This is a genomic window from Agromyces sp. Soil535 (assembly GCF_001428255.1).
GTDB lineage: Bacteria > Actinomycetota > Actinomycetes > Actinomycetales > Microbacteriaceae > Agromyces.
Genome location: NZ_LMRW01000001.1, coordinates 582,222 through 601,757, shown reverse-complemented (window position 1 = coordinate 601,757; position 19,536 = coordinate 582,222). Strand labels below are relative to the sequence as shown.

The 19,536-nt window shown below is 69.3% G+C and carries 18 protein-coding genes and 1 pseudogene; 2 read left to right on the top strand and 17 right to left on the bottom strand.

Annotated features, from left to right (window positions below):
- Positions 1 to 91: 91 nt before the first annotated feature.
- The 12 genes and pseudogenes from ASG80_RS02820 to ASG80_RS02765 form a co-directional block, all read right to left on the bottom strand.
- Positions 92 to 1,591, bottom strand: coding sequence for a tripartite tricarboxylate transporter permease (locus ASG80_RS02820; protein ID WP_056728205.1), 1,500 nt, complete (start codon positions 1,589 to 1,591; stop codon positions 92 to 94).
- Positions 1,591 to 2,130 carry a tripartite tricarboxylate transporter TctB family protein gene (locus ASG80_RS02815; protein WP_162256588.1) on the bottom strand — a complete coding sequence of 180 codons (540 nt, stop codon included), beginning with the start codon at positions 2,128 to 2,130 and terminating at the stop codon, positions 1,591 to 1,593. Before ASG80_RS02815 ends, ASG80_RS02820 begins: the two co-directional genes overlap by 1 nt.
- An 11-nt stretch (positions 2,131 to 2,141) precedes the next feature.
- Positions 2,142 to 3,110, bottom strand: a complete 969-nt coding sequence (locus tag ASG80_RS02810; protein WP_056728202.1) for a tripartite tricarboxylate transporter substrate binding protein — start codon at positions 3,108 to 3,110, stop codon at positions 2,142 to 2,144.
- 54 nt (positions 3,111 to 3,164) lie between these two features.
- A complete protein-coding gene (locus ASG80_RS02805) occupies positions 3,165 to 4,178 on the bottom strand; it encodes a 4-hydroxythreonine-4-phosphate dehydrogenase PdxA (RefSeq protein ID WP_056728200.1) in 1,014 nt (337 codons plus the stop codon).
- Position 4,179: 1 nt separating this feature from the next.
- Complete coding sequence (locus ASG80_RS02800) at positions 4,180 to 5,151, bottom strand: sugar phosphate isomerase/epimerase (protein WP_056728198.1); 972 nt, start codon at positions 5,149 to 5,151, stop codon at positions 4,180 to 4,182.
- A gap of 191 nt (positions 5,152 to 5,342) precedes the next feature.
- Positions 5,343 to 6,056, bottom strand: coding sequence for a GntR family transcriptional regulator (locus tag ASG80_RS02795; RefSeq protein WP_056728195.1), 714 nt, complete (start codon positions 6,054 to 6,056; stop codon positions 5,343 to 5,345).
- The gene (locus tag ASG80_RS02790; RefSeq protein ID WP_369816199.1) at positions 6,053 to 6,826 is read right to left on the bottom strand and encodes a triose-phosphate isomerase; all 774 of its coding nucleotides are present in this window, start codon (positions 6,824 to 6,826) and stop codon (positions 6,053 to 6,055) included. Before ASG80_RS02790 ends, ASG80_RS02795 begins: the two co-directional genes overlap by 4 nt.
- Before the next feature lie 4 nt (positions 6,827 to 6,830).
- A complete protein-coding gene (locus ASG80_RS02785; RefSeq protein WP_056728192.1) occupies positions 6,831 to 7,283 on the bottom strand; it encodes a ribose-5-phosphate isomerase in 453 nt (150 codons plus the stop codon).
- Positions 7,284 to 7,285: 2 nt separating this feature from the next.
- Positions 7,286 to 9,030: pseudogene (locus ASG80_RS02780) on the bottom strand (dihydroxyacetone kinase family protein).
- A gap of 97 nt (positions 9,031 to 9,127) precedes the next feature.
- A complete protein-coding gene (locus tag ASG80_RS02775; protein WP_056728189.1) occupies positions 9,128 to 9,973 on the bottom strand; it encodes a transglutaminase family protein in 846 nt (281 codons plus the stop codon).
- The gene (locus tag ASG80_RS02770) at positions 9,970 to 10,899 is read right to left on the bottom strand and encodes an alpha-E domain-containing protein (protein ID WP_056728187.1); all 930 of its coding nucleotides are present in this window, start codon (positions 10,897 to 10,899) and stop codon (positions 9,970 to 9,972) included. Before ASG80_RS02770 ends, ASG80_RS02775 begins: the two co-directional genes overlap by 4 nt.
- Complete coding sequence (locus tag ASG80_RS02765) at positions 10,893 to 12,716, bottom strand: circularly permuted type 2 ATP-grasp protein (RefSeq protein ID WP_082589677.1); 1,824 nt, start codon at positions 12,714 to 12,716, stop codon at positions 10,893 to 10,895. The genes ASG80_RS02770 and ASG80_RS02765 overlap by 7 nt, the downstream gene beginning before the upstream one ends.
- 114 nt (positions 12,717 to 12,830) lie before the next feature.
- Here ASG80_RS02765 and ASG80_RS02760 point away from each other — a divergent pair, with 114 nt between their 5' ends.
- On the top strand, positions 12,831 to 13,253 hold the full coding sequence (locus ASG80_RS02760) for a MarR family winged helix-turn-helix transcriptional regulator (RefSeq protein ID WP_056728185.1): 423 nt from the start codon (positions 12,831 to 12,833) through the stop codon (positions 13,251 to 13,253).
- Between the two features lie 5 nt (positions 13,254 to 13,258).
- Complete coding sequence (locus tag ASG80_RS02755; RefSeq protein WP_056728183.1) at positions 13,259 to 14,800, top strand: MFS transporter; 1,542 nt, start codon at positions 13,259 to 13,261, stop codon at positions 14,798 to 14,800.
- On the opposite strand, the gene ASG80_RS02750 is transcribed toward ASG80_RS02755, so the two are convergent.
- The 5 genes from ASG80_RS02750 to ASG80_RS02730 form a co-directional block, all read right to left on the bottom strand.
- Positions 14,728 to 15,210, bottom strand: a complete 483-nt coding sequence (locus ASG80_RS02750; protein WP_056728182.1) for a pyridoxamine 5'-phosphate oxidase family protein — start codon at positions 15,208 to 15,210, stop codon at positions 14,728 to 14,730. The genes ASG80_RS02755 and ASG80_RS02750 overlap by 73 nt on opposite strands.
- A 21-nt stretch (positions 15,211 to 15,231) precedes the next feature.
- Positions 15,232 to 16,194, bottom strand: coding sequence for a glycosyl hydrolase family 32 (locus tag ASG80_RS02745; RefSeq protein WP_056728179.1), 963 nt, complete (start codon positions 16,192 to 16,194; stop codon positions 15,232 to 15,234).
- A 7-nt stretch (positions 16,195 to 16,201) separates the two neighbouring features.
- Entirely contained in the window at positions 16,202 to 17,119 is a 918-nt protein-coding gene (locus ASG80_RS02740; protein ID WP_056728178.1) for a carbohydrate ABC transporter permease, read from the bottom strand.
- Positions 17,116 to 18,060, bottom strand: a complete 945-nt coding sequence (locus ASG80_RS02735; protein WP_156401611.1) for a carbohydrate ABC transporter permease — start codon at positions 18,058 to 18,060, stop codon at positions 17,116 to 17,118. The genes ASG80_RS02740 and ASG80_RS02735 overlap by 4 nt, the downstream gene beginning before the upstream one ends.
- A gap of 101 nt (positions 18,061 to 18,161) precedes the next feature.
- The gene (locus tag ASG80_RS02730; protein WP_200952471.1) at positions 18,162 to 19,508 is read right to left on the bottom strand and encodes an extracellular solute-binding protein; all 1,347 of its coding nucleotides are present in this window, start codon (positions 19,506 to 19,508) and stop codon (positions 18,162 to 18,164) included.
- Positions 19,509 to 19,536: the final 28 nt, after the last annotated feature.

The window sequence follows — 19,536 nt, the reverse complement described above, 5'->3', positions numbered from 1 at the left end:
GCCACTGGTCGCTGGCTGCTTCCGCGGCATCCGTGCCGGAAACAGCACATCAGTTCCTGAATTCTGACGGCTGGTGGTCACCCGGCGTAGTTCAGCTGGCGTCGACCTTCGTTCGCCGGCGGCGCGAGCGGAGCATGGCGACGACCTTGGGCAACACGACCGCGGCGACCGCGAGCGCGAACACCGTGAGGGCGATGGGGCTGCGGAAGACCACCGTCAGGTCGCCCTGTCCGATGGCGCTGGTCTGCACGAGCGACTTCTCGAACAACGGCCCGAGCACGAGACCGAGCACGAACGGCGCCGACGGCAGGTCGAACTCCTTGAGGAGGTAGCCGAGCAGGCCGAACACGAACACGAGCCAGACGCTGAACATGTTGTTGCTCACCGAGTACGCGCCGACGAGCGACGTCAGCATGATGATCGGGTACAGGTATCCGTAGGGGATGCGGAGCATCTGCGCGAAGACGGGCGCCAGCGGCAGGTTCAGTACGAGCAGCAGCACGTTGCCGATGAAGAACGACACGAGCAGGCCCCAGACGAGATCGGGCTGGGTCTCGAACAGCAGGGGCCCGGGCTGCAGTCCGAAGATCGTGAACGCGCCGAGCAGCACCGCAGTCGTCGCGCCGCCTGGGATGCCGAGCGCGAGGGTGGGCACGAAGTTGGCGTTGGCGGCGGCGTTGTTCGCGCTCTCGGGACTCGCAACGCCCTCGATCGCGCCCTTGCCGAACTGGGCCCGATTTCGGCTCACGCGACGCTCGATGCCGTACGCCATGAAGGAGGCGAGCGTCGAACCGGCACCCGGCAGGATGCCGAGTCCGAAGCCGATCCCGGAACCGCGGAGGATCGCCGGCATCGACGAGGTGACGTCCTTCCGGGTGATGACCATGTCCTTGAAGCGCGCCCGGATGGGCTTCGCCGCGCCCATCCGGATCTGGTAGAGCACCTCTCCGAGGGCGAACAGGCCGATCATGACCTCGACGAACGGGATGCCCGAGAGGAGGTTGATGTTGCCGAACGTGAAGCGCTCCTCGCTCGTGCCGGGCGAGATTCCGACGGTCGCGACGAGCAGTCCTGCGACCGCCATCATGGCGCCGCGCACGAACGCGCCTCCCTGGAACGTGACCACGATGACCAGGCCGAGGATCATGATGGCGAACATCTCGACCGGGCCGAACTGGAGCGCGACGTCGGCAAGCGGCGGTGCGAGAGCGATGAGCAGCGCGAGGGAGATGATCGCAGCGATGAACGAGCCGATCGCGCTGATGGCGAGGGCCGCACCCGCGCGACCGCGCGTCGCCATCTGGTAGCCGTCGAGCGTCGTGACGACGCTCGCGGCCTCACCGGGCGTCGAGATGAGCACCGACGTGATCGTGCCGCCGTACTGGGCGCCGTAGTAGATGCCGGCGAGCATGATGAGCGCCGTGACGGGCTCGAGGGTGAACGTGATGGGCAGCAGTACCGCGACGCCGGTGGTCGAGCCGAGACCGGGCAGCAAGCCGATCACCGTGCCGAGCAGCACGCCGACGAAGCACCACAGCACGTTCTCGAGCGTGAGGGCGGTCTGGAAGCCGAGGATGAGGTTGTCGATCATCAGATGAATCCGATCAGTCCGGTCGGCATCGGCACTCCGAGCAGTACCGCGAAGACGAGGTGGATGATGCCGACCGCGATCACGCTGACGAGGAGCGAGGGCAGGATGCGCCGGCGCTCGACGATCGTGGAGATCGCAACGATGAGCGCGCCGAGCGAGAGCAGGAGGCCGAGGACCGGCACAAGCAGGAGGGCGACGAACAGCATGCCGATCACCATCACGAACATGCGATTGCGCTGCCGCTGCGTCCGGCCGAGCGCATCGGTGTCGGGCGCCTCCGCGACGGTGTCGATCGCCGCGGCTTCCGCCTCGGCCTCGACGCCCGTCAGCTCCTCGGCCGGGTCGACCGGCTCGCGCCCGGTCAACGTCTGGACGACGTCGACGATGGCGAGAGCGGCCAGCGCGACACCGAGCACCATCGGCAGGAACCCCGCGCCGATCTGGCCGTTCTCCTGCAGGGCCCCGTATGCCCAGCCGCCGATCGCCGCGGCGACGCCCACGACCGCCAAGGCCGCGCTGAACGCGGCCTTGGCAGCCACAGGCGAGAGCTTCACTTGCCGACGACCGCTTCGAGGTCGGCCGAGTTCTGCTCGAGGTAGTCGACGAACTCGTCGGCGTAGACGGCGTTCGCCTGCATGAGGTTCTCCTCGATGTAGGTCGTGTACGCGTCCGACTCCGCGAACTCCTTCGCGGCGGCGATCCAGTACTCTCGGGCCTCATCGGTGATGCCGCCCGGGGCGATGAAGCCTCGGAACTGGGCGAACGACACGTCGATCCCCTGCTCGATCGCCGTCGGGATGTCGGCGAGCTCCTCGTACTGGTAACGCTCGTCGGACAGCGCGCACAGCGCCCGCAGATCTCCTGACTCGAGCTGGCCGAGCACCTCGCTGGGGTTCAGCGAGCCGACCTCGACCTGTCCGCCGAGCAGGCCCGCGATGACCTCGCTGCCGCCCTCGAACGGAACCCGGTCGAACTCGACGTCCTGGTCCTGCTCGATGAGCGTGAACACCACCTCGTCGAGGCTCACCGCGCCCGAGACGGCGGCCACGACGCCGTCGGAGCGGGCGGCGTCGACGACGTCGGTGCACGTCTCGAACTCGCTGTCCGCGGGCACGACCATGAGCGTGTAGTCGTCGCCGAGCTTCATGATCGGCGTGAAGGTGGTGTAGTCGAAGTCGACCTCGGTGGTGAGGGGCAGGGCCAGTAGCGCCGTCTCAGACGCGAGCAGGTAGTTGCCGTTGCCCTCCTGGGAGAGGAAGTACGAGTAGCCGACCGCGCCGGAGCCGCCCTCGCGGTTCTCGACGGTGATGGTGGCGCCCGTCGTGTCCTCGAGCGCGCTCGCGATGGCGCGACCCGAGGTGTCTGAGCCGCCGCCGGCAGCGAACGGCACGACTATGCGCACGTCGCTCGGCTGGAAGCCGCCGTCGGGCGACGTGGGTTGTCCTGCTGCGCTCGAACACGAGGCGAGTGCCGCGACGGAGACCACGGCGATGGCCGCGGCGGTGATGCGTGACTTCATTGTCTCTCCTTGGTGGGGGTGGGGTTCTTGGAGGTCTGGTCGATTGGATGCGGGTCAGCCGGGTTGCCGGGTGGCGCGCGCCTGGGCGCCGACGCCGACAGCGACGCGGAATGCGTGCTCGTAGGCGCCCGTGTTCGCAATGCGCTTGCCCACGACGTCGAACGCCGTGCCGTGCGCCGGAGTGCAGACGGGCACGCTGAGCCCGCCGGCCATGGTCACCCCGCGGTCGAATCCGAGCAGCTTCACCGCGATCTGGCCCTGGTCGTGGTACATGGTGAGCACGCCGTGGAAGTGCCCGTCGCGGGCCTTGATGAAGATCGTGTCACTCGGGAAGGGGCCCGTCGCGTCGACGCCGCGACGCTGGAGCTCCTCGACCGCCGGCGCGATGACGTCGATCTCGTGGCGTCCGAACTTCCCGGATTCGCCCGCGTGCGGGTTGAGCGCGCAGACGCCGATCCGCGGCCGCTCGATGCCGCGCGACCGCAGCACCCGCTCGAGCAGCTCGCCGCGCTCGATGATGAGGTCGAACGTGATGAGGTCGGCCACCTCGGCGATCGAGCAGTGCGAGGTGACCCGGCCGGTCACGAGCTCCGGCAGGATGTTCAGCTCCGTGGCGGTCGTCCCGTCGTCGAGGACGGTCTCGAACCACGCCATCTCGTCGTTCTCCTCCATCCCGGCGAGGTGCAGGGAGGACTTGTTGAGCGGCGCGAAGACGATGGCGTCGACGTCTCCGTCCTTCGACAGCTCGAGCGCGGTGCGCAGGCTCGCCATCGCCCAGAGGCCGCCCGATCGGGACGGCTCGCCTCGGACGAAGCCGCCTTCCGGCCGCGTGCCGCCGTTGTCGACGAGCGTGGGCACGCCGGTACCGCGTTCGCGGGTCCAGTCGAACTCGACTCCGGCGTCGTCCATGGCGTCGCGCAGCTCCTGCTCGTCGCCGATGAGGAGGATGTCGGCGGCCGCCGCTGCGGCCGGGTCGGCCAGCAGTCGCGCGACGAGCTCGGGCCCGACGCCCGCCGGATCACCGAACGTGAGGGCGATCCGCGGCCGCGATGTCTCCAACGTGCTCATCTCAGTTCCTCTCCGCGCCGGTCGGCGCGAGTCGTGTGTCGACGTGGGCGGCGCGGGGCAGGATTCGGCGCAGGTACTCCTGCGCCCGGCCGCACACGGCGAGGCTGTCGCCGCCGTAGTGCTCGCAGGTGAGCACACCCCGGTAACCGAGCGCAACCGCCTCCCGGACGGCCCAGCGGTAGTCGATGACGCCGGCGTCGAGCGTCGTCGGCAACGCGGTCTGCCATGATCCGTCCGCGGCTTCGTCGCGCGCATAGTTCTTCAGGTGCCAGTAGTTCGCGTATGGAAGGGTCATCGCGTACACCTCACGCCAGTCCTCGACCGGACGGTGCAGTCGCACCAGGTTGCCGACATCGGGGTTGAGACCCACGTTCTCCATGCCGACCTCCTCGACGAAGCGCACCGCACTCGCTGCCGTGCCGAGGTAGGTGTCCTCGTACAGTTCCAGGGAGACGATGAGGCCGACGCTCGCGGCGTGCGCACCGAGCTCGCGGATGGATCGGACCGCGCGATCCCGCAGCTCGGCATCGTCGGGGTCCACCGGTCCCTGTGCGGTCCAGAACCAGAGCGCGCGTCGCTGCGCCTCGGTGAACGGCCGGTGCAGGCCCGTGGAGTAGACGGTCGCCCCCATCTCGGCAGCAGCATCGATGCTGCGGTGCGCGTAGGCGAGGTTCTCCTCCTCGCGGCCGGGCATGACGACGCTCGACCGCTGGACGTGGACCGCGGGGATGCCGACGCCGTGGTCCCCCGCGACCTCGACGAGCTCCTGCAGTCGCGACGGCTCGAGGTCGGCCGGGCGGATGAGTCCGTCGGTGAGCTCGGCGAGCCGGAATCCCTCCGCGGCGACGTCCTCGAAGATCGCATCCCACGTCTCCGCCGGCGCGTCCTGGACGGCGATGCCGTCGCGCCCGATCGGCGGTACGCCGAGGAGGCACGTGGCGATCGGCCACTCCTCGGCAACGTATGCCTGCATGCTCACTCCGTCGTGTCGTGGTTGCCGGACTCGCAACCTGTTCAAAGATCCTATAGGAAATATCCACTACCGCAAGCCCGGAACATCCGGATGCCGCGGAGGGGCGTCACGGCGGGTCCGCACGCCGCTCGAATCCGACTCGGGGCGTCGGCATCGGAGCGCTCCAGGGCGACCCGCGACGGCGCCTGGGCTCACTCGGCGTCGACGTCCTCCACGGCACGATCGCGGACGTTCTCGATGTGACTGCGCATCGCCCGCTCAGGCGCGCTGGGATCGCCGGAGGCGAACGCCTCGACGATGGCGCGGTGCTCGGCGGCGGCCTCATGGACGTCGCGCGGGCCGCGGATGACCGCCTGGCGCATCCGATGCGTGAGGGCGCCGAGCGAGTCGTACATCTCCTGGACGTAGCGGTTGCCGCTCGCTCGGAAGATCGTACGGTGGAACTCGAGATCGCTGTCGAAGTAGGCCCGAGTGAGCGACAGCGGCACGGCGCCCCGCCCAAGTCTCTCGACCACGCGCTCACTCTCCCGCGCGTGATGGGCCAACGCCTCCCGCAACGGAGGGAGCAGCTCGTCGGCACGTCGCGTCGCAAGCCTGGTGGCCTCGACCTCGAGCATCAGCCTCGCCTCGAACAGCTCGGCAAGTTGCTCCTCCCCCAGCGGCGGTGCGACCCGGTATCCGCGCAGCGCCTCCCGTGTGACGAGCCCCGTGCGCTCGAGCTGCACCATCGCCTCGCGCACCGGGGTCGGCGAGACGTCGAGGTCCTTGGCGAGCGTGTCGATCGACAGTCGTGTCCCCGGCTCAACGTCGCCTTCCAGCAGCATCTCGAGGATCAGGTCGTACACGCGGTCGCGCAGGCCGCGGCGCTCGAACTCACCGACACCGCGGATCGGCAGGCTGGTCATCTCGTTGCCTCCAGGTCGACTACTTCATCCAGGATCCGTCCGAACGCCGCCGGGTCGTGCGCGAATCGACCGAGGAACATCCCGTCGACCGAATCGGCGATGCGCGGCAGCAGGCCCGGACCGGCGCTTCCACCGTAGATCACGCGCGCGCCCGTGAACGCGAGGTCGTCCGCGAGGTGTGTCCGGAGCGCGCGGCCGACCGCGCGGATGTGGTCGTCATCGGCCGGTTCGGGCGCGCCGATCGCCCAGACCGGCTCGTACGCGACGACGAGTCGACCTCCCAGGTTCTCTTCGCGTGCGAGCGCCAGCGACGACTCCAACTGCTCGATGCAAGTCTCGGCGGCCGCATCCCCGTCGCTCCGCTCCGACTCGCCGATGCACAGCAGCGGCGAGATGCCGTGCCGGAGGGTCGCGACCACCTTTCGCGCCACCGTCTCGTCGGTCTCGCCGAACAGCGCACGCCGCTCCGCATGGCCGATCTCCGCGAGCGCCACACCGTGCTCGGCGAGCTCCGCAGCGGAGACTTCGCCCGTGAACGCGCCGGCGTCCTCCCAGTGCACGTCCTGCGCACCCACGAGCATCCCGGCATCACGCGCGATGGGCACGACGTCGGGAATCGAGGGGAACGTCGGGATCACGAACGGCTCGACGAGTCCGTCGCGCACCGCGGGGTGATCGCGGCACGACGCGGCGACGCGGCGGGTCCACTCGAGCGTGCGGACACGCCCGAAGTACATCTTCAGGCTCGAGCCGATGAGCAGCCGCGTCACTCGCTCAGCCCTCGTAGGCGCAGATATCGTCGACCTTCGCCCTCGATGCGCTCGTCGGGTCGAATTCGTAGGTCAACCACTCCGTTGCGAGCCGGCGCGCGAGCTCGACGCCCACGACGCGCTGCCCCATGCAGAGGACCTGGGCGTCGTTCGACAGGATCGAGCGCTCGACGGAGAAGGAGTCATGGGCCGTCACGGCGCGGATGCCGCGCACCTTGTTCGCGGCGATCGCGACGCCGAGTCCGGTGCCGCAGATGAGGATGGCGCGGTCTGCCTCCCCGTTGGCGATCCGCTCGGCAGCCTCGATGGCGACTTTCGGATACGGCGCCCGGGCATCCCTCACCACCCCGACATCGACGACCGAGTCGACTCGGCCGCTCGCCTCGAGATCCGCCTTGATGATCTCCTTGTAGTCGTAACCGGCCTCGTCGCTGCCGACGATCAATCGGTATCCCATGTTCACTGCTCCCTGTCGGTATCGAGGACGTCGTACACGGTGGCGCACACCAGCGCGAACGACACGGCGCCCGGGTCGGGCGTGCCGATCGACCGGTCGCCGTGCGAACGGGCGCGGCCGAGCGTCGCCGCGAGCGTGGCCGTCGCCTGCGCGGCATCCTCGGCCGCGGTCGCTGCGCGGCGCCAGGCGTCGGCGAGGCGCAGGCCGTCGTCGACTCGCGCCACGAGCTCGTCGGCGAAGGGGACGATCGCGTCGACCATCGTCTTGTCGCCGACCTTCGCCTTGCCGAAGACCATCACCGCGTCCTTCGCGGAGGCGACGGCCCGCGCGACGATCTCGGGAGTCACTGCGTGGTCGTCGCCGACGTCGGCACCGAGCGTGCGCAGGAACTCCCCCCAGATCGCGCCCGAGGTTCCGCCTGCACGGTCGCTCCACGCGTCGGCGGCCCACTCGAGCGTCGTGCGCGCGCCGGCTCCGGCCTCGACCGCAGTGCGCGCTGCGTCGCGAGCGGCGCGTGCGCCTCGCTGCATGCCGATCCCGTGGTCTCCATCACCCGCGATCCGGTCGATGCGGCCGAGTTCGTCAGCGGCACCGTCGATCGCGACGGACACCGCGTCCAGCGCGGCGGCGATCGTCGCGGCCGCGTCGCGCGAATCCGACGTCGACGCGGGCACGTCATCGGTGCCGTCGGCGGGGTCGCCGACCCCGGCGGCATCCGTCGATCCGATGCTCAGGTGCGCTGCGGCCGAGCCCTTGCGGTACGCGGGCGTGTCGGCCGGCGCACGCCAGAGCTCCTCGAGCTCGTCGTCGAGCCACAGCAGCGTGAGCGAGCAGCCCGCCATGTCGAAGCTCGTGCAGAGCTCGCCCACCTCGGGCTCGACGACGGTGACGCCGCGTTCCTCGAGCAGCCGGTGGATGCGCCGGTACACGACGAACAGCTCCTCGTACTTCACGCTGCCGAGGCCGTTCAGCAGCGGCACGACGCGGGCGCCGTCGATCGCGATGCCGTCGGGCACCTCCTCGAGCAGCTTCGACACGAAGAGCAGGGCGAGCTCGTCGGCAGTGGGGATGTCGACCTCGTCGATGCCCGGCTCCCCGTGGATGCCGAGCCCGACGGCCATCCGGCCCCCCGGCACCTCGAACAGCGGCGCATCGGCGCCCGGAAGCGTGCAGCCCGAGAAAGCGACGCCGAACGAGCGGGTACGGCGGTTCGCGAGCCGCGCCACGCGCTCGACCCCCTCGAGGTCGTAGCCCGCCTCCGCGGCGGCTCCGGCGGCCTTGAAGACGGCGAGGTCGCCGGCGATCCCCCGGCGTTGCCCGATGCGATCGCGCGGGGCGCTCCAGATGTCGTCGGTCACCACGACGGTGCGCACGTCGTGCCCCTCGGCACGCAGGCGGGCCTGCGCCTCGTCGAAGTGCAGACGTCTCCCGCGTAGTTGCCGTAGCTGAGCAGCACGCCCTTGCCCTGGTCGACCGCCTTGGCGATCGAGTGCACCTGCCGCGCCGACGGAGAGGCGAACAGGTTCCCCATGGCCGCCCCGTGCGCGATGCCCGGTCCCACGAGTCCGCCGAACGCGGGGTAGTGCCCGCTCCCGCCGCCGATGACCACGGTCACCGTCGGCTCGGCAGCCCTCGTCGAGCGGATGACGCCACCCGGCGCCGCCCGCACCCAGCGCGACGACGCGGCGGCGAACCCCTCGATCATCTCCTCCGCGAACTGGGACGGATCGTTGAACAGTCGCGTCATCGCGCCCTCCTCGGCTCGGCGCCCGCGAAGGGCTCAGATATCGAAGATCCTATAGGAAATAAGAGCGCTTGTCACTCGGCCGGCTCCGCAGCACCGGTCAGGCGACGCGGGTGACCTCGACCGTGACGAACAGCTCCGACGAGCCTGGCCCCGCGTAGACGCCCCGCAGCGGCGTCACGTCGCTGTAGTCGCGCCCGCGCCCCACGAGCACGTGCAGGTCGCCCACCTCGGCGAGGTTCGTGGGGTCGTACCCGCGCCAGTCGCCCGCGAACCACTCGACCCACGCGTGCGACTCGCCGATGACCGTCTCGCCGATCGCGGCGCCCGGGTCGGGATGCAGGTAGCCCGAGACGTAGCGCGCCGGGATGCCGACCGAGCGCAGGGCGCCGAGGGCGACGTGCGCGATGTCCTGGCACACGCCCTTGCGCTCGCCCCACGCCTCTGCAGCCGTGGAGTGCACGCCGGTCACGCCCCGCACGTACTCCATTGACGACCCGACGGCGCGGCAGATCTCGAGCGCCGTCTCGCCGACGGGCGCACCCTCGGCGACGATCTCGGCTGCGAGCTCCGCCACCTCGGGCGGCGGCTCCGTGGCGTCCGACAGTGTGGAGGCCTCGACGAGCTGCACGGTCGTCTCCGCGGCCGCGGCGAGCTCGTCCCAGCCGAGCTCCCACCTCGGCACCGGTGCGGGCCGCACCTCCACGAGACTCGTGGCCGTCACCGAAAGCTCGAGGTGCGGCGTCAGCACCTCGAACGTCGATACGCGGGTGCCCCAGTAGTCGAGGTACGAGTGCTGGGTCGCGCCCGGGCGGATGTCGAGCCCCGCCTGCAGCACGAATTGCTCGCCGCCCGAGTGCGGCAGCATTCGCGCCTCGTTGTACGACGCGGTGGCCGGCTGCTCGTAGTTGAAGCCCGTGCGGTGCACGATGCGGATGCGGCTCACGAGACCTCCCCGATCCAGACCGGCGCGACACTCGCCGGGAAGTAACGCTGCCGGATGGCCTCGCTCGCCGACGACGTGACCGCCTGCACGTGCTCCATGTGCCCCGACAGGTCGGTGAGGATCTCGGTGATCGGGCGATACTCGAGCTCCGAGCGGATCTGGCCGAGCAGCCGCCTGGCCTGGTCGGTGACGCCGACGCGGCCGGCGCGCGGGTCGATCTCGCGTAGGGATTCCTCGGCCCGGATGACGCTCGAGATGATCGACCGCGGGAACAGCCTGTCGAGCAGCAGGAACTCCGCCGCCGACTGCGCCGACGGCACGCCGCGGTAGCTGCGCAGGTACGCCTCGTAGCCGCCGCAGCTGCGGAGGATGGTCGTCCAGCTCGGTCCGCTCGCCTCGGTGAGCGATCGGGTCGCGAGCAGGCGCGCGGTCATGTCGGCTCGCTCGATGGCTCGGCCGAGCGAGAAGAAGTGCCACGCCTCGTCGCGGCTCGTGGCCGAGTCCACGACGCCGATCGCGAGCGCTGCGCGATCGCGCACCCAGCGGAAGAACTCGTGGGTCTTGTCGGAGGCGACGCGTCGCGGCATCCGCGCGTTCGTCTGGTTCAGCGCCTCCCACAGCTCGGTCGAGACGATCTCGCGCGCACGGCGGGCGTTCTCGCGGGCGGCGGCGATCGAGTGCGCGATCGAGGCGGGGTTCGTGCGATCCACGGCGAGGAGCGCGATGACGTCGTCGCGGCCGAGCGCGACGTCGTCGTTCGCCTCGCTGCCCATCAGCGAGAGGAGGGACCGGCAGGCGGTGTCCTCGTCGATCCAGGGATCCTCGAGCAGCAGCTGCAGGTGCACGTCGAGGATGCGCGCGGTGCCGTCGCTGCGCTCGATGTAGCGGCCGATCCAGAAGAGCGACTCGGCGATGCGGCTCAGCATGGGAGAGCCTCCTCTCCGCGGGTTGAGGAGGAGCGTGACGACGTCTCGAAACCCGCTCGGGATCGGGTTTCGAGACGGTCGCTTCGCGACCTCCTCAACCCGCGAGACTGCTGTTGTTGCTGTTGTTGCTGTTGTTGCTGTTGTTGCTGTTGTTGCTGTTGCTGCTGCTGGCGCATCGGGGCGTCCTCGTCCTGCGGCGAGGCCGTGGGCGGATGCAGCGAGTGCCCGTTCGCCGGCATGGGCGCCACGACCGGCACCGAGGCCGTCGCCGGCGCGGCCTGGTCGGCCACGAGCGCGCCGACCCCGCGCGCCGTCGGCGCGGGACGCGGTGCGCCGAGCGGCTCCGTCTGCGGGGCGCCGTCGAGCACCCACGTGTCCTTCGATCCGCCGCCCTGGCTCGAGTTCACGACGAGCTGGCCCTCGGGGAGGGCGACGCGGGTGAGGCCGCCGGGCAGCACCCACACGTCGTTCCCGTCGTTCACCGCGAACGGGCGCAGGTCGGCGTGCCGCGGGCGCATGCCGTCCTCCACGAGCGTGGGGATCGTGGAGAGCTGCACGACGGGCTGCGCGATCCACCCGCGCGGGTCGGCGAGCAGGCGGGTGCGGAGCTCGGCGAGCTCGGCGCGCGAGGCATCCGGACCGACCACGAGCCCCTTGCCGCCCGAGCCGTCGACGGGCTTCACGACGAGCTGGTCGAGGCGGTCGAGCACCTCGGCGAGCGCGTCGGGCTCCTCGAGCCGCCAGGTGTCGACGTTGGGGAGGATGGGCTCCTCTCCGAGGAAGTAGCGGATGAGCTCGGGCACGTAGGTGTAGACGAGCTTGTCGTCGGCCACGCCGTTCCCCACGGCGTTCGAGATGGTGACGTGCCCGAGCCGGGCGGCGAGCATGAGCCCGGGTGCGCCGAGCACCGAGTCGGGACGGAACTGCTGCGGGTCGAGGAACTCGTCGTCGACCCGGCGGTAGATCACGTCGACGCGGGTGGGCCCTGCGGTGGTGCGCATCCAGACGCGTCCGCCCGAGCAGAACAGGTCGCGGCCCTCCACGAGCTCGACGCCCATGAGCCGGGCGAGCAGGGTGTGCTCGTAGTACGCGGAGTTGTAGACGCCGGGGGTCAGCACGACCACCGTCGGGTCGTCGACGCCCTCGGGAGCGCTCGCGCGCAACGCCTGCAGCAGCCGGTTCGGGTAGTCGCCCACGGGCCGCACGCGCATCGACGTGAACAGTTCGGGGAGGGTCTGCGCCATGACCCGGCGGTTCGAGATGACATAGCTCACGCCGCTCGGCACGCGCACGTTGTCCTCGAGCACGCGCCAGGCGCCACGCTCGTCGCGGATGACGTCGATGCCGGCCACGTGGATGCGCACGCCGTTCGCACTGACGATTCCGGCCGCCTGCCGGTGGTAGTGGGTCGACGAGCTGATGAGCGCCGCGGGGATCACCCCGTCGCGCACCGCGTCCTGCGGGCCGTACACGTCGGCGAGGAACCGCTCGAGCGCTCGCACCCGTTGTGCGACGCCGGCCTCGACCATGCTCCAGTCGGATGCCGCGATGACGCGCGGCACGGCGTCGAGCGGGAACGGTCGCTCCTCCCCCGCGAAGTCGAACGTGACGCCCTGTGCGAGGTAGGAGCTCGCGAGCGCGTCGGTGCGGCCTCGGAGCTCGTCCTGCGACATCCGGGCGAGGGCCGGGTAGAGCTCGCGGTACGGCTCGCGCACGGTGCCGGCGTCGGCGGGGAACATCTCGTCCCACGGGCGGGCGGCGCGCTTGCGCTTGCGCCCCGACCGCGTCGTGGCGTACCCGTCGAAGAGCGTTCCCATGCCGGAAGGCTCCCAGTAGTCGGTTACCGGGATGTTTCCGACACGCGACGGACGCGGCATCCGTCGCAGGTCGCCATTTTACTTAGCAAGACTAATGAGCTATGCTAAGGATCTGTGGCCACGATCGCGGAGCAGAGCGCAGACCTGCGCATGGCGACCTTCCGCCTCGCCCGGCGCCTTCGCGCGCAGAAGGCCGACCACGCCCTGTCCGACGCCCAGTTCGCCGTGCTCGGCGTGCTCTACCGCGGCGGCCCGCGCACGCTCACCGAGCTCGCGGAAGCCGAGCGCGTGTCGGCGCCCTCGATGAACCGCACCGTCAACTGCCTCGAGGAGTTGGGCTACCTCGTGCGCGTGGCCGACGACGCCGACCGCCGCAAGGCCAACATCGGCCTCACCGACGCCGGCCGCGACGTCGTGAAGCAGACCATCTCCAAGCGCGACGCGTGGCTCACCACCCGCCTGCGGGAGCTCTCGAAGGAGGACCGCGTCGTGCTCGCCCGGGCCGCCGAACTGATGGGAGGGCTCGCCACCCAGTGAGTGCCATGTTCCGCTCCCTCGCCAGCCGCGACTACCGCATCTGGTTCGTCGGCGCCCTCGTCTCCAACATCGGAGCCTGGATGCAGGCCACCGCCCAGAACTGGGTGGTGCTCACCGAACTCACCGACACCGACGCCCTCGCCGTCGGCATCACCATGGCACTCCAGTTCGCTCCCCAACTGCTGCTCGTGCCCGTCACGGGACTCATCGCCGACCGGTTCGACCGCCGCAAGATCCTCATGGTGACGCAGAGCTCCCTCATGGTGCTCGGACTTGCACTCGGCCTCCTGCTCGTGTTCGGCCAGGCCGAGCTCTGGCACCTCTACGGCTTCGCACTGCTGCTCGGCCTCGTCAACGCCGTCGACATGCCCGCTCGGCAGACGTTCGTCGCCGACCTCGTCTCCAGCTCGCACATGTCGAACGCCGTGGCCCTCAACTCCGCCTCGTTCAACGCGGCGCGCCTGATCGGCCCCGCCATGGCGGGCCTCCTCATCGTGCTCGTCGGGTCGGGCTGGGTGTTCGTCATCAACGCCGCGACGTTCCTCGGGGTGCTCGTCGCGCTCGTGATGCTGCGCAACATGAAGGTGCAGCGGATGCCGCGGCCCGCACGCTCGGGCGGCCAGTTCGTCGCGGGCTTCCGCTACGTCGCGGGCCGCCCAGACCTCGTGATCGTGTTCGTGATCGTGTTCCTCATCGGCGCGTTCGGCATGAACTTCCCGATCTTCTCCTCGACCATGGCGGTCGAGTTCGGACGCGGCGCGGGCGAGTACGGCGTGCTCAGCTCCATCCTCGCGATCGGGTCGCTGACGGGTGCCCTCCTCGCCGCGCGACGGGAGCGGGCGCGCATGCGCATCATCATCCTCGCTTCCGCCTTCTTCGGCGCATCCGTGCTCGTCGCCGCGCTCATGCCGACGTACTGGACCTTCGCGGCGTCCACGATCCTCATCGGCTTCGGCGCGGTCTCGATCCTCACCACCGCCAACGGCTATGTGCAGACCACCACGGATCCCGAGCTCCGCGGCCGCGTGATGGCGCTGTACATGGCGATCCTCGTGGGCGGCACCCCCATCGGCGCGCCCATCGTCGGCGCGGTCGCCGACACGTGGGGTCCGCGCTGGGCGCTCGGCCTGGCGGCGGTCGCCGCCGGCGCGGCCGCGCTCATCGGCGTGGGCTGGCTCGTCTTCGCCCGCGGCATGCACCTGGCACGGCATCCGCGCGCCGCCTGGCGGCCGGTCGTGCGATTCGCGGATGCCCCGACGGCTGCGATCGCCGTCGTGCCCACGCGACCCCTGCGAGTCGTACGTGACCGGGCGGCGGAGCTCGCCGACCGCGACCGCGACCGCGAGGGTGAGCTCGTGCCGCCGGTGCCGAACGACCGGCTCGTGCCGGCGGACTTCTCGGAGCAGGTCGCGCTCACCTCGCCGATCCCGCTGCCGAAGGCCCATCACGAGCCGCCGCCCGACACGGGGTCCCACTACATCGGCGTGCGGAAGTCCCGCTCGCGGCCGGGCATCAACACGGACGCCTCGACCACCCGCGCCCGGTAGAGCCGGAACTCGGATGGGGCCGAGATCATCTCCGCGGTCCACGGCTCGAGCCCGTCGGCGACGGAGGCGTCGGAGTACGCCGCGACGGCTCCCTCCACGACGTCGGGCGGCACCTCCTCGGCGAGACAGCTGGCGAAGAACGCCGCCGTCTGCCCTGGCGGGACGCTCGAATCGAACACGACGACGGCGACCTCGGGGCGTGCGGCGATGTTGCGCGAGTGCGCAGATCCCGGGCGCGACAGCCAGAGGAACCGGTCGGCCCCCTCGACCGCGAACCAGACCGGGGTCGCCCACGGTCGGCCATCGCGGTCAGACGTGGACAGCACCAGGTACCGATTCCCCGCGAGGATGGCTCCGGCCGCTCCCGCAACATCCGATGCGGGGTGCGTTGCGGAGTCGTTTTCGGGCATGTCGGCAGCCTACGCCCGGGGTCAGCGCTCGATCACCGGGATCGAGCCGGGCTCCTTCGCCCACGCGATCCTGATCGGGTCGGAGATGGCGCCGATGAACTCCCCGTCCCGGGTGCCGTTCTCGAACGCGAGCATCACCCACGTGCCGCTCCGGTCTTGGACGAGGCGGCCGCTGTAGAGCGCTTCGGACGCGAGCAGCCTGGCATTCGCCACGTCGTAGGGTCCCGCCGGCGCGGGAACCTCGACAGCCCAGATGCCGCCTGACTCGCCTGTCGCTCGGCGGCCCGCCAAGGCGGCGCTGTCGCAGGAGAACAGCAGCAGGTGGCGTCCGTCGATGGTCGCCACCTGTGGAACCTCGAGGTGTGCGAACCCCGCGCCGGGCTCAGTCAACGGGGGGTGGACCTGCCAGTCCTGGAGCTCGTCGGAGGTTGCGTGGCCGATAACGCCTCGGTCGGCCTCGTCGCCGCGGTTGCTTCGAGCGGTGATGAGCATGTGCCAACCGTGTCCGGACGCGTCGGGGAAGACCCACGGGTCGCGCCATGCCTCTTCCGGCCAGCTCGAGGATCCGAGGGTCTCGTACCAGCGCGGGTCGGCTGCAGCGATCGGGCCCGGTGCCTTGGTCCAGTGGTGGAGGTCGGCGGATGTCGCCGAGCCGATCGTCTCGACGTTGGCGTTCGAGTCGGCGGAGAGGAAACGCGAACCGGTGTAGAACATGCGCCAGACTCCGTCATCGCCCTTGACGACGCAGCCCGTCCAGGTCGCCGTCTCGTCGAAGTCGCCTGGCGACCCGGGCCCCAGCACCACGCCGAGGTCGACCCAATCGTGGAGATCGAGCGACGTGGCATGGCCGACACGAGCGTTGCGGTGACGAAGCTGCGGGTCGCCGAGTTCCTTGGGGGCGTGCAGGTAGAAGAGGTGGAACATCACGCCGTCGTCCGCGATCCAGAAGTCCCACACCCATTGGTTGTCGAGCGTGAAGGTCACAGCGCACCTACCCCTTCATCGCCGACGACGCGACGCTCTGGATGAACCAGCGCTGGAAGAGCAGGAATACGATCACCACCGGGATGACGAGGAGCACGCCGAACGCGAAGATCTGGCCCCAGTCGGTGGGAGGCTGCGCCTTGAACACGGCGATCTCGAGTGGCAGCGGGCGGTACTGCGGCTGATCGATCATCATGACGGGGAACAGGAACGATGACCACGCGGCCAGGAAGCTCAGGATGGTCACCGATGCGAACACCGGCTTCGACATCGGAACGACGATCTGCCAGAAGACACGCCACGGCCCGGCACCGTCGAGCCGCGCAGACTCCTGGATCTCGGCCGGGAGGCCGATGAAGAACGTGTAGAAGAGGAAGATCGAGAACGCGCTCGCGACGAAGGGGATGAACTGCACGAAGTAGGTGTTCCGGTAGTCGTTCATGAGGTAGTAGAGCGGAACGGCGATCGCCTCGAACGGCAGAATGACGAGGATGATGACCAGCATCAGCACCGAGTTCCGACCTCTCCAGCGGAGCCGCGCCAACGCATAGGCGGCCATCGAGTTGACGACGAGGCCGCCTCCGACGACGACGACTGCGACGATCGCGGAGGTGAGGTAGAAATTCGCGAAGTACCCGGTGGCAGGACTGTCGAACCTCGTGATGACGCCGAGGTAGTTGTCGAACGACAGGTCGACCGGAAGGAACCCGCCGAGCCCGTCGAGCACTTCGTCGGAGGGCTTGAAGGATCCGATGAGCATGTAGGCGATCGGAGCGAAGAACAGTGCCGTGACGGTCACGAGAACGGCGTACTTCGCGCCGGTCGTCAGTGCCCGCCTGGGCTTCCTGCGGGAGTGACCGTCGGCACTGGCTGTCGATGCGGGCAGGCTTCCGGTGAGGGTGGGTTCGCGAAGTGAGGTGCTCATGAGATCTGTGTGTCCTGTCGGAGGATCCGGCGCTGGATCAACGTGATGGCGATGATGATCAGGACGAAGATGACGGTCATGGCAGAGCCGCGACCGACGTTGTTCTCGACGAACGCCGACGTCACCGCCTGGTACATCACGGTCGTCGTCGAGTCGTCGGGACCGCCGCTCGTCATGATGTAGACCTGATCGAAGAGTCGGAGCGAGAAGATCGTGGTGATCATGATCACGAAGACGAGCGTGTTGCGGAGACCTGGAAGCGTCACGTGCAGGAACTGCTGCCATTTGGACGCCTTGTCGATGGATGCGGCTTCATAGAGCTCGGGCGGGATCTCCTGCAGGCCCGCCAGGACGATGACCATCTGGAAGCCGACGCCCGCCCAGATGGACATGATCGCGATGGAGATGAGTGCGAGCGCCGGATTGCCGAGCCAGTCCTGCGGCGGGATCGCCCCGAATGAGATCCAGCTGAGGAATCCGTTGAGCAGGCCGAGGCTGTCGCGGGAGAAGATGAGCGTCCACACGACCGCGACGAGGGCCATGGGGAACACCACGGGGAGGAAGAAGAAGGTCCGGAAGAACGCGATGCCGCGGAGCTTCTGGTTGAGCAGCACGGCGAGGGCCACCGCCAGCGCCGTCTGCACTGGCACCACGATGAGCGCGAAGGTCAGGTTGTTCAGCAGGCTTCGCCAGAAGATCGGGCTGAAGTCGGGATCGAACAGGATCCTTCGGTATTGCTCGAGGCCGACCCAGATGGGAGGGCGAGCAGCATCGAGTCGCACGATCTGCATCGACAACACGAACGCCATGATGAACGGCACGACGACGAAGCCGATCAGGAGCAGGACCGCCGGGAGGCTGAAGAGCACCCCGGCCGCGTTGTCATAGCCGAAGCGAACGGCCGGGCGGCGCCGCTGATTCGTCGGAGCGGATAACACCATTGTCTTCTCCATTAGGGACGTGTGTGGGTCGATGGGGCGGGAGGAGCCAGCGCATGGCCGGCTCGGTCTCCCGCCCCGACTGACGGGTGGACGCTCGAGGACTACTCGTATCCGGCGTTGTCCTCGTAGTCCTGGTCGATGGTCTTCACCGCCTTGTCGAGCTCCTCCTGGGCATCGGCGCCTCCGTAGATCGCCCAGAACGCCTCGCTGAACGCGCTGTTGATGACCGGCCAGGCGGGGCTGATCGTGCGCGGAACGGTGACGCAATCCGGCGTCGGGTCGTCGGCACCGCAGGTCAGCGCAAGCTGATCCGTGTACAGGGCGAGAGGACCGCCGGGCGCGTAGAGCTCACTGGCTGCGATCGCGGTCTGCGTGGCGGGAACCGCGCCGTTCGCCGCCGTGATGTCGCCGATCGAATCATCGGACATGATGAACTCGAGGAACTTCGCGGCCGATGCCGAACGCTCCGACTTGGAGCCGATGCCCCAGCTGTGGGATCCCTGACCACTCTTCGTGCCGTTCCCGAAGTCAGGCAGGGGGATGACCACGAGGTCGTCACCGAGGGCCGCGGCATAGTCGTTGTACGTCCAGTGACCCACCCAGGACAGACCGACCCTGCCACCGGTGAACGCCTTGTCGTCGGCGTTCGGGTCGACGTACTCCCGCCAGGTGGCGAAGCGGGAGAGTGCATCGACGACCGCCGGGTCGTTCAGTGCGCCGTCGGCGCTGCCGTCCTTCACGAGTGGCTGGCCCGCCGACGCGACCACTGGAGTGAACGCGTAGCCGGGCCACGTGCCCTGGTACTGCTCCTTGATGTCGAGCCCCTTGCCCTCCGGGCTCTTGGCGCCGAGTGCGACGACCGCATCCTCGAACTCGTCGACCGTCCACGCGTCGTCGACGGTGGTCGGGGTGTCGGTGATCCCAGCCGCTTCGAGCATGCTCCGGTTGCCGTAGAGCGCGAGCCCGGAGTCGTACTGGGAGACGGAGTACAGGCTTCCATCGACGTACGTTCCCTCCGCCACGATCGACGGCAGCTGGTTGTCGACGACGGCCTCGTCCACGAGCCCATCGAGTGGCATGAGCTTGTTCGCGTACACGAGCGAGCCGAGCGTCTCTCCGTCGAACTCGAACACGTCGGGAAGAGCGTCCGCCTTGGTGGAGGCGAGGGTCTGCCCGTAGCTGGCCTGCGGGATCAAGGTCAGCTCGGCGACGACATCGCTCTGCGAGTCGTTGAAGGCCGCCACCTCGTCCTTGGCGGCCTGGACCTCGCCGGCTTGACCCTCCTGCGCCCACACCGTGATGGTTCCGGTTCCGTCACCGGAAGCGCCGCCTGAAGAACCGGCCGCGCAGCCAGACAGCGTCACGGCGACGGCCGTGACCGCTGCTGCGGCTCCCCAGAAGTTCATGCGACGACCCTCGCGATAGGGCCCTGTTGCTCCGTTGCTCACGCTCATTCTCCTAGCGACTATGGCTTCG

Bases quoted from the DNA above. Each gene is read 5' to 3' on its own strand.
- ASG80_RS02795 (WP_056728195.1), bottom strand. From the start codon at position 6,056: ATGACCAGCCTGCCGATCCGCGGTGTCGGTGAGTTCGAGCGCCGCGGC.
- ASG80_RS02805 (WP_056728200.1), bottom strand. From the start codon at position 4,178: ATGAGCACGTTGGAGACATCGCGGCCGCGGATCGCCCTCACGTTCGGT.
- ASG80_RS02810 (WP_056728202.1), bottom strand. From the start codon at position 3,110: ATGAAGTCACGCATCACCGCCGCGGCCATCGCCGTGGTCTCCGTCGCG.
- ASG80_RS02755 (WP_056728183.1), top strand. From the start codon at position 13,259: ATGTTCCGCTCCCTCGCCAGCCGCGACTACCGCATCTGGTTCGTCGGC.
- ASG80_RS02740 (WP_056728178.1), bottom strand. From the start codon at position 17,119: ATGAGCACCTCACTTCGCGAACCCACCCTCACCGGAAGCCTGCCCGCA.
- ASG80_RS02765 (WP_082589677.1), bottom strand. From the start codon at position 12,716: ATGGGAACGCTCTTCGACGGGTACGCCACGACGCGGTCGGGGCGCAAG.
- ASG80_RS02735 (WP_156401611.1), bottom strand. From the start codon at position 18,060: ATGGTGTTATCCGCTCCGACGAATCAGCGGCGCCGCCCGGCCGTTCGC.
- ASG80_RS02800 (WP_056728198.1), bottom strand. From the start codon at position 5,151: ATGCAGGCATACGTTGCCGAGGAGTGGCCGATCGCCACGTGCCTCCTC.
- ASG80_RS02770 (WP_056728187.1), bottom strand. From the start codon at position 10,899: ATGCTGAGCCGCATCGCCGAGTCGCTCTTCTGGATCGGCCGCTACATC.
- ASG80_RS02820 (WP_056728205.1), bottom strand. From the start codon at position 1,591: ATGATCGACAACCTCATCCTCGGCTTCCAGACCGCCCTCACGCTCGAG.
- ASG80_RS02785 (WP_056728192.1), bottom strand. From the start codon at position 7,283: ATGGGATACCGATTGATCGTCGGCAGCGACGAGGCCGGTTACGACTAC.
- ASG80_RS02750 (WP_056728182.1), bottom strand. From the start codon at position 15,210: ATGCCCGAAAACGACTCCGCAACGCACCCCGCATCGGATGTTGCGGGA.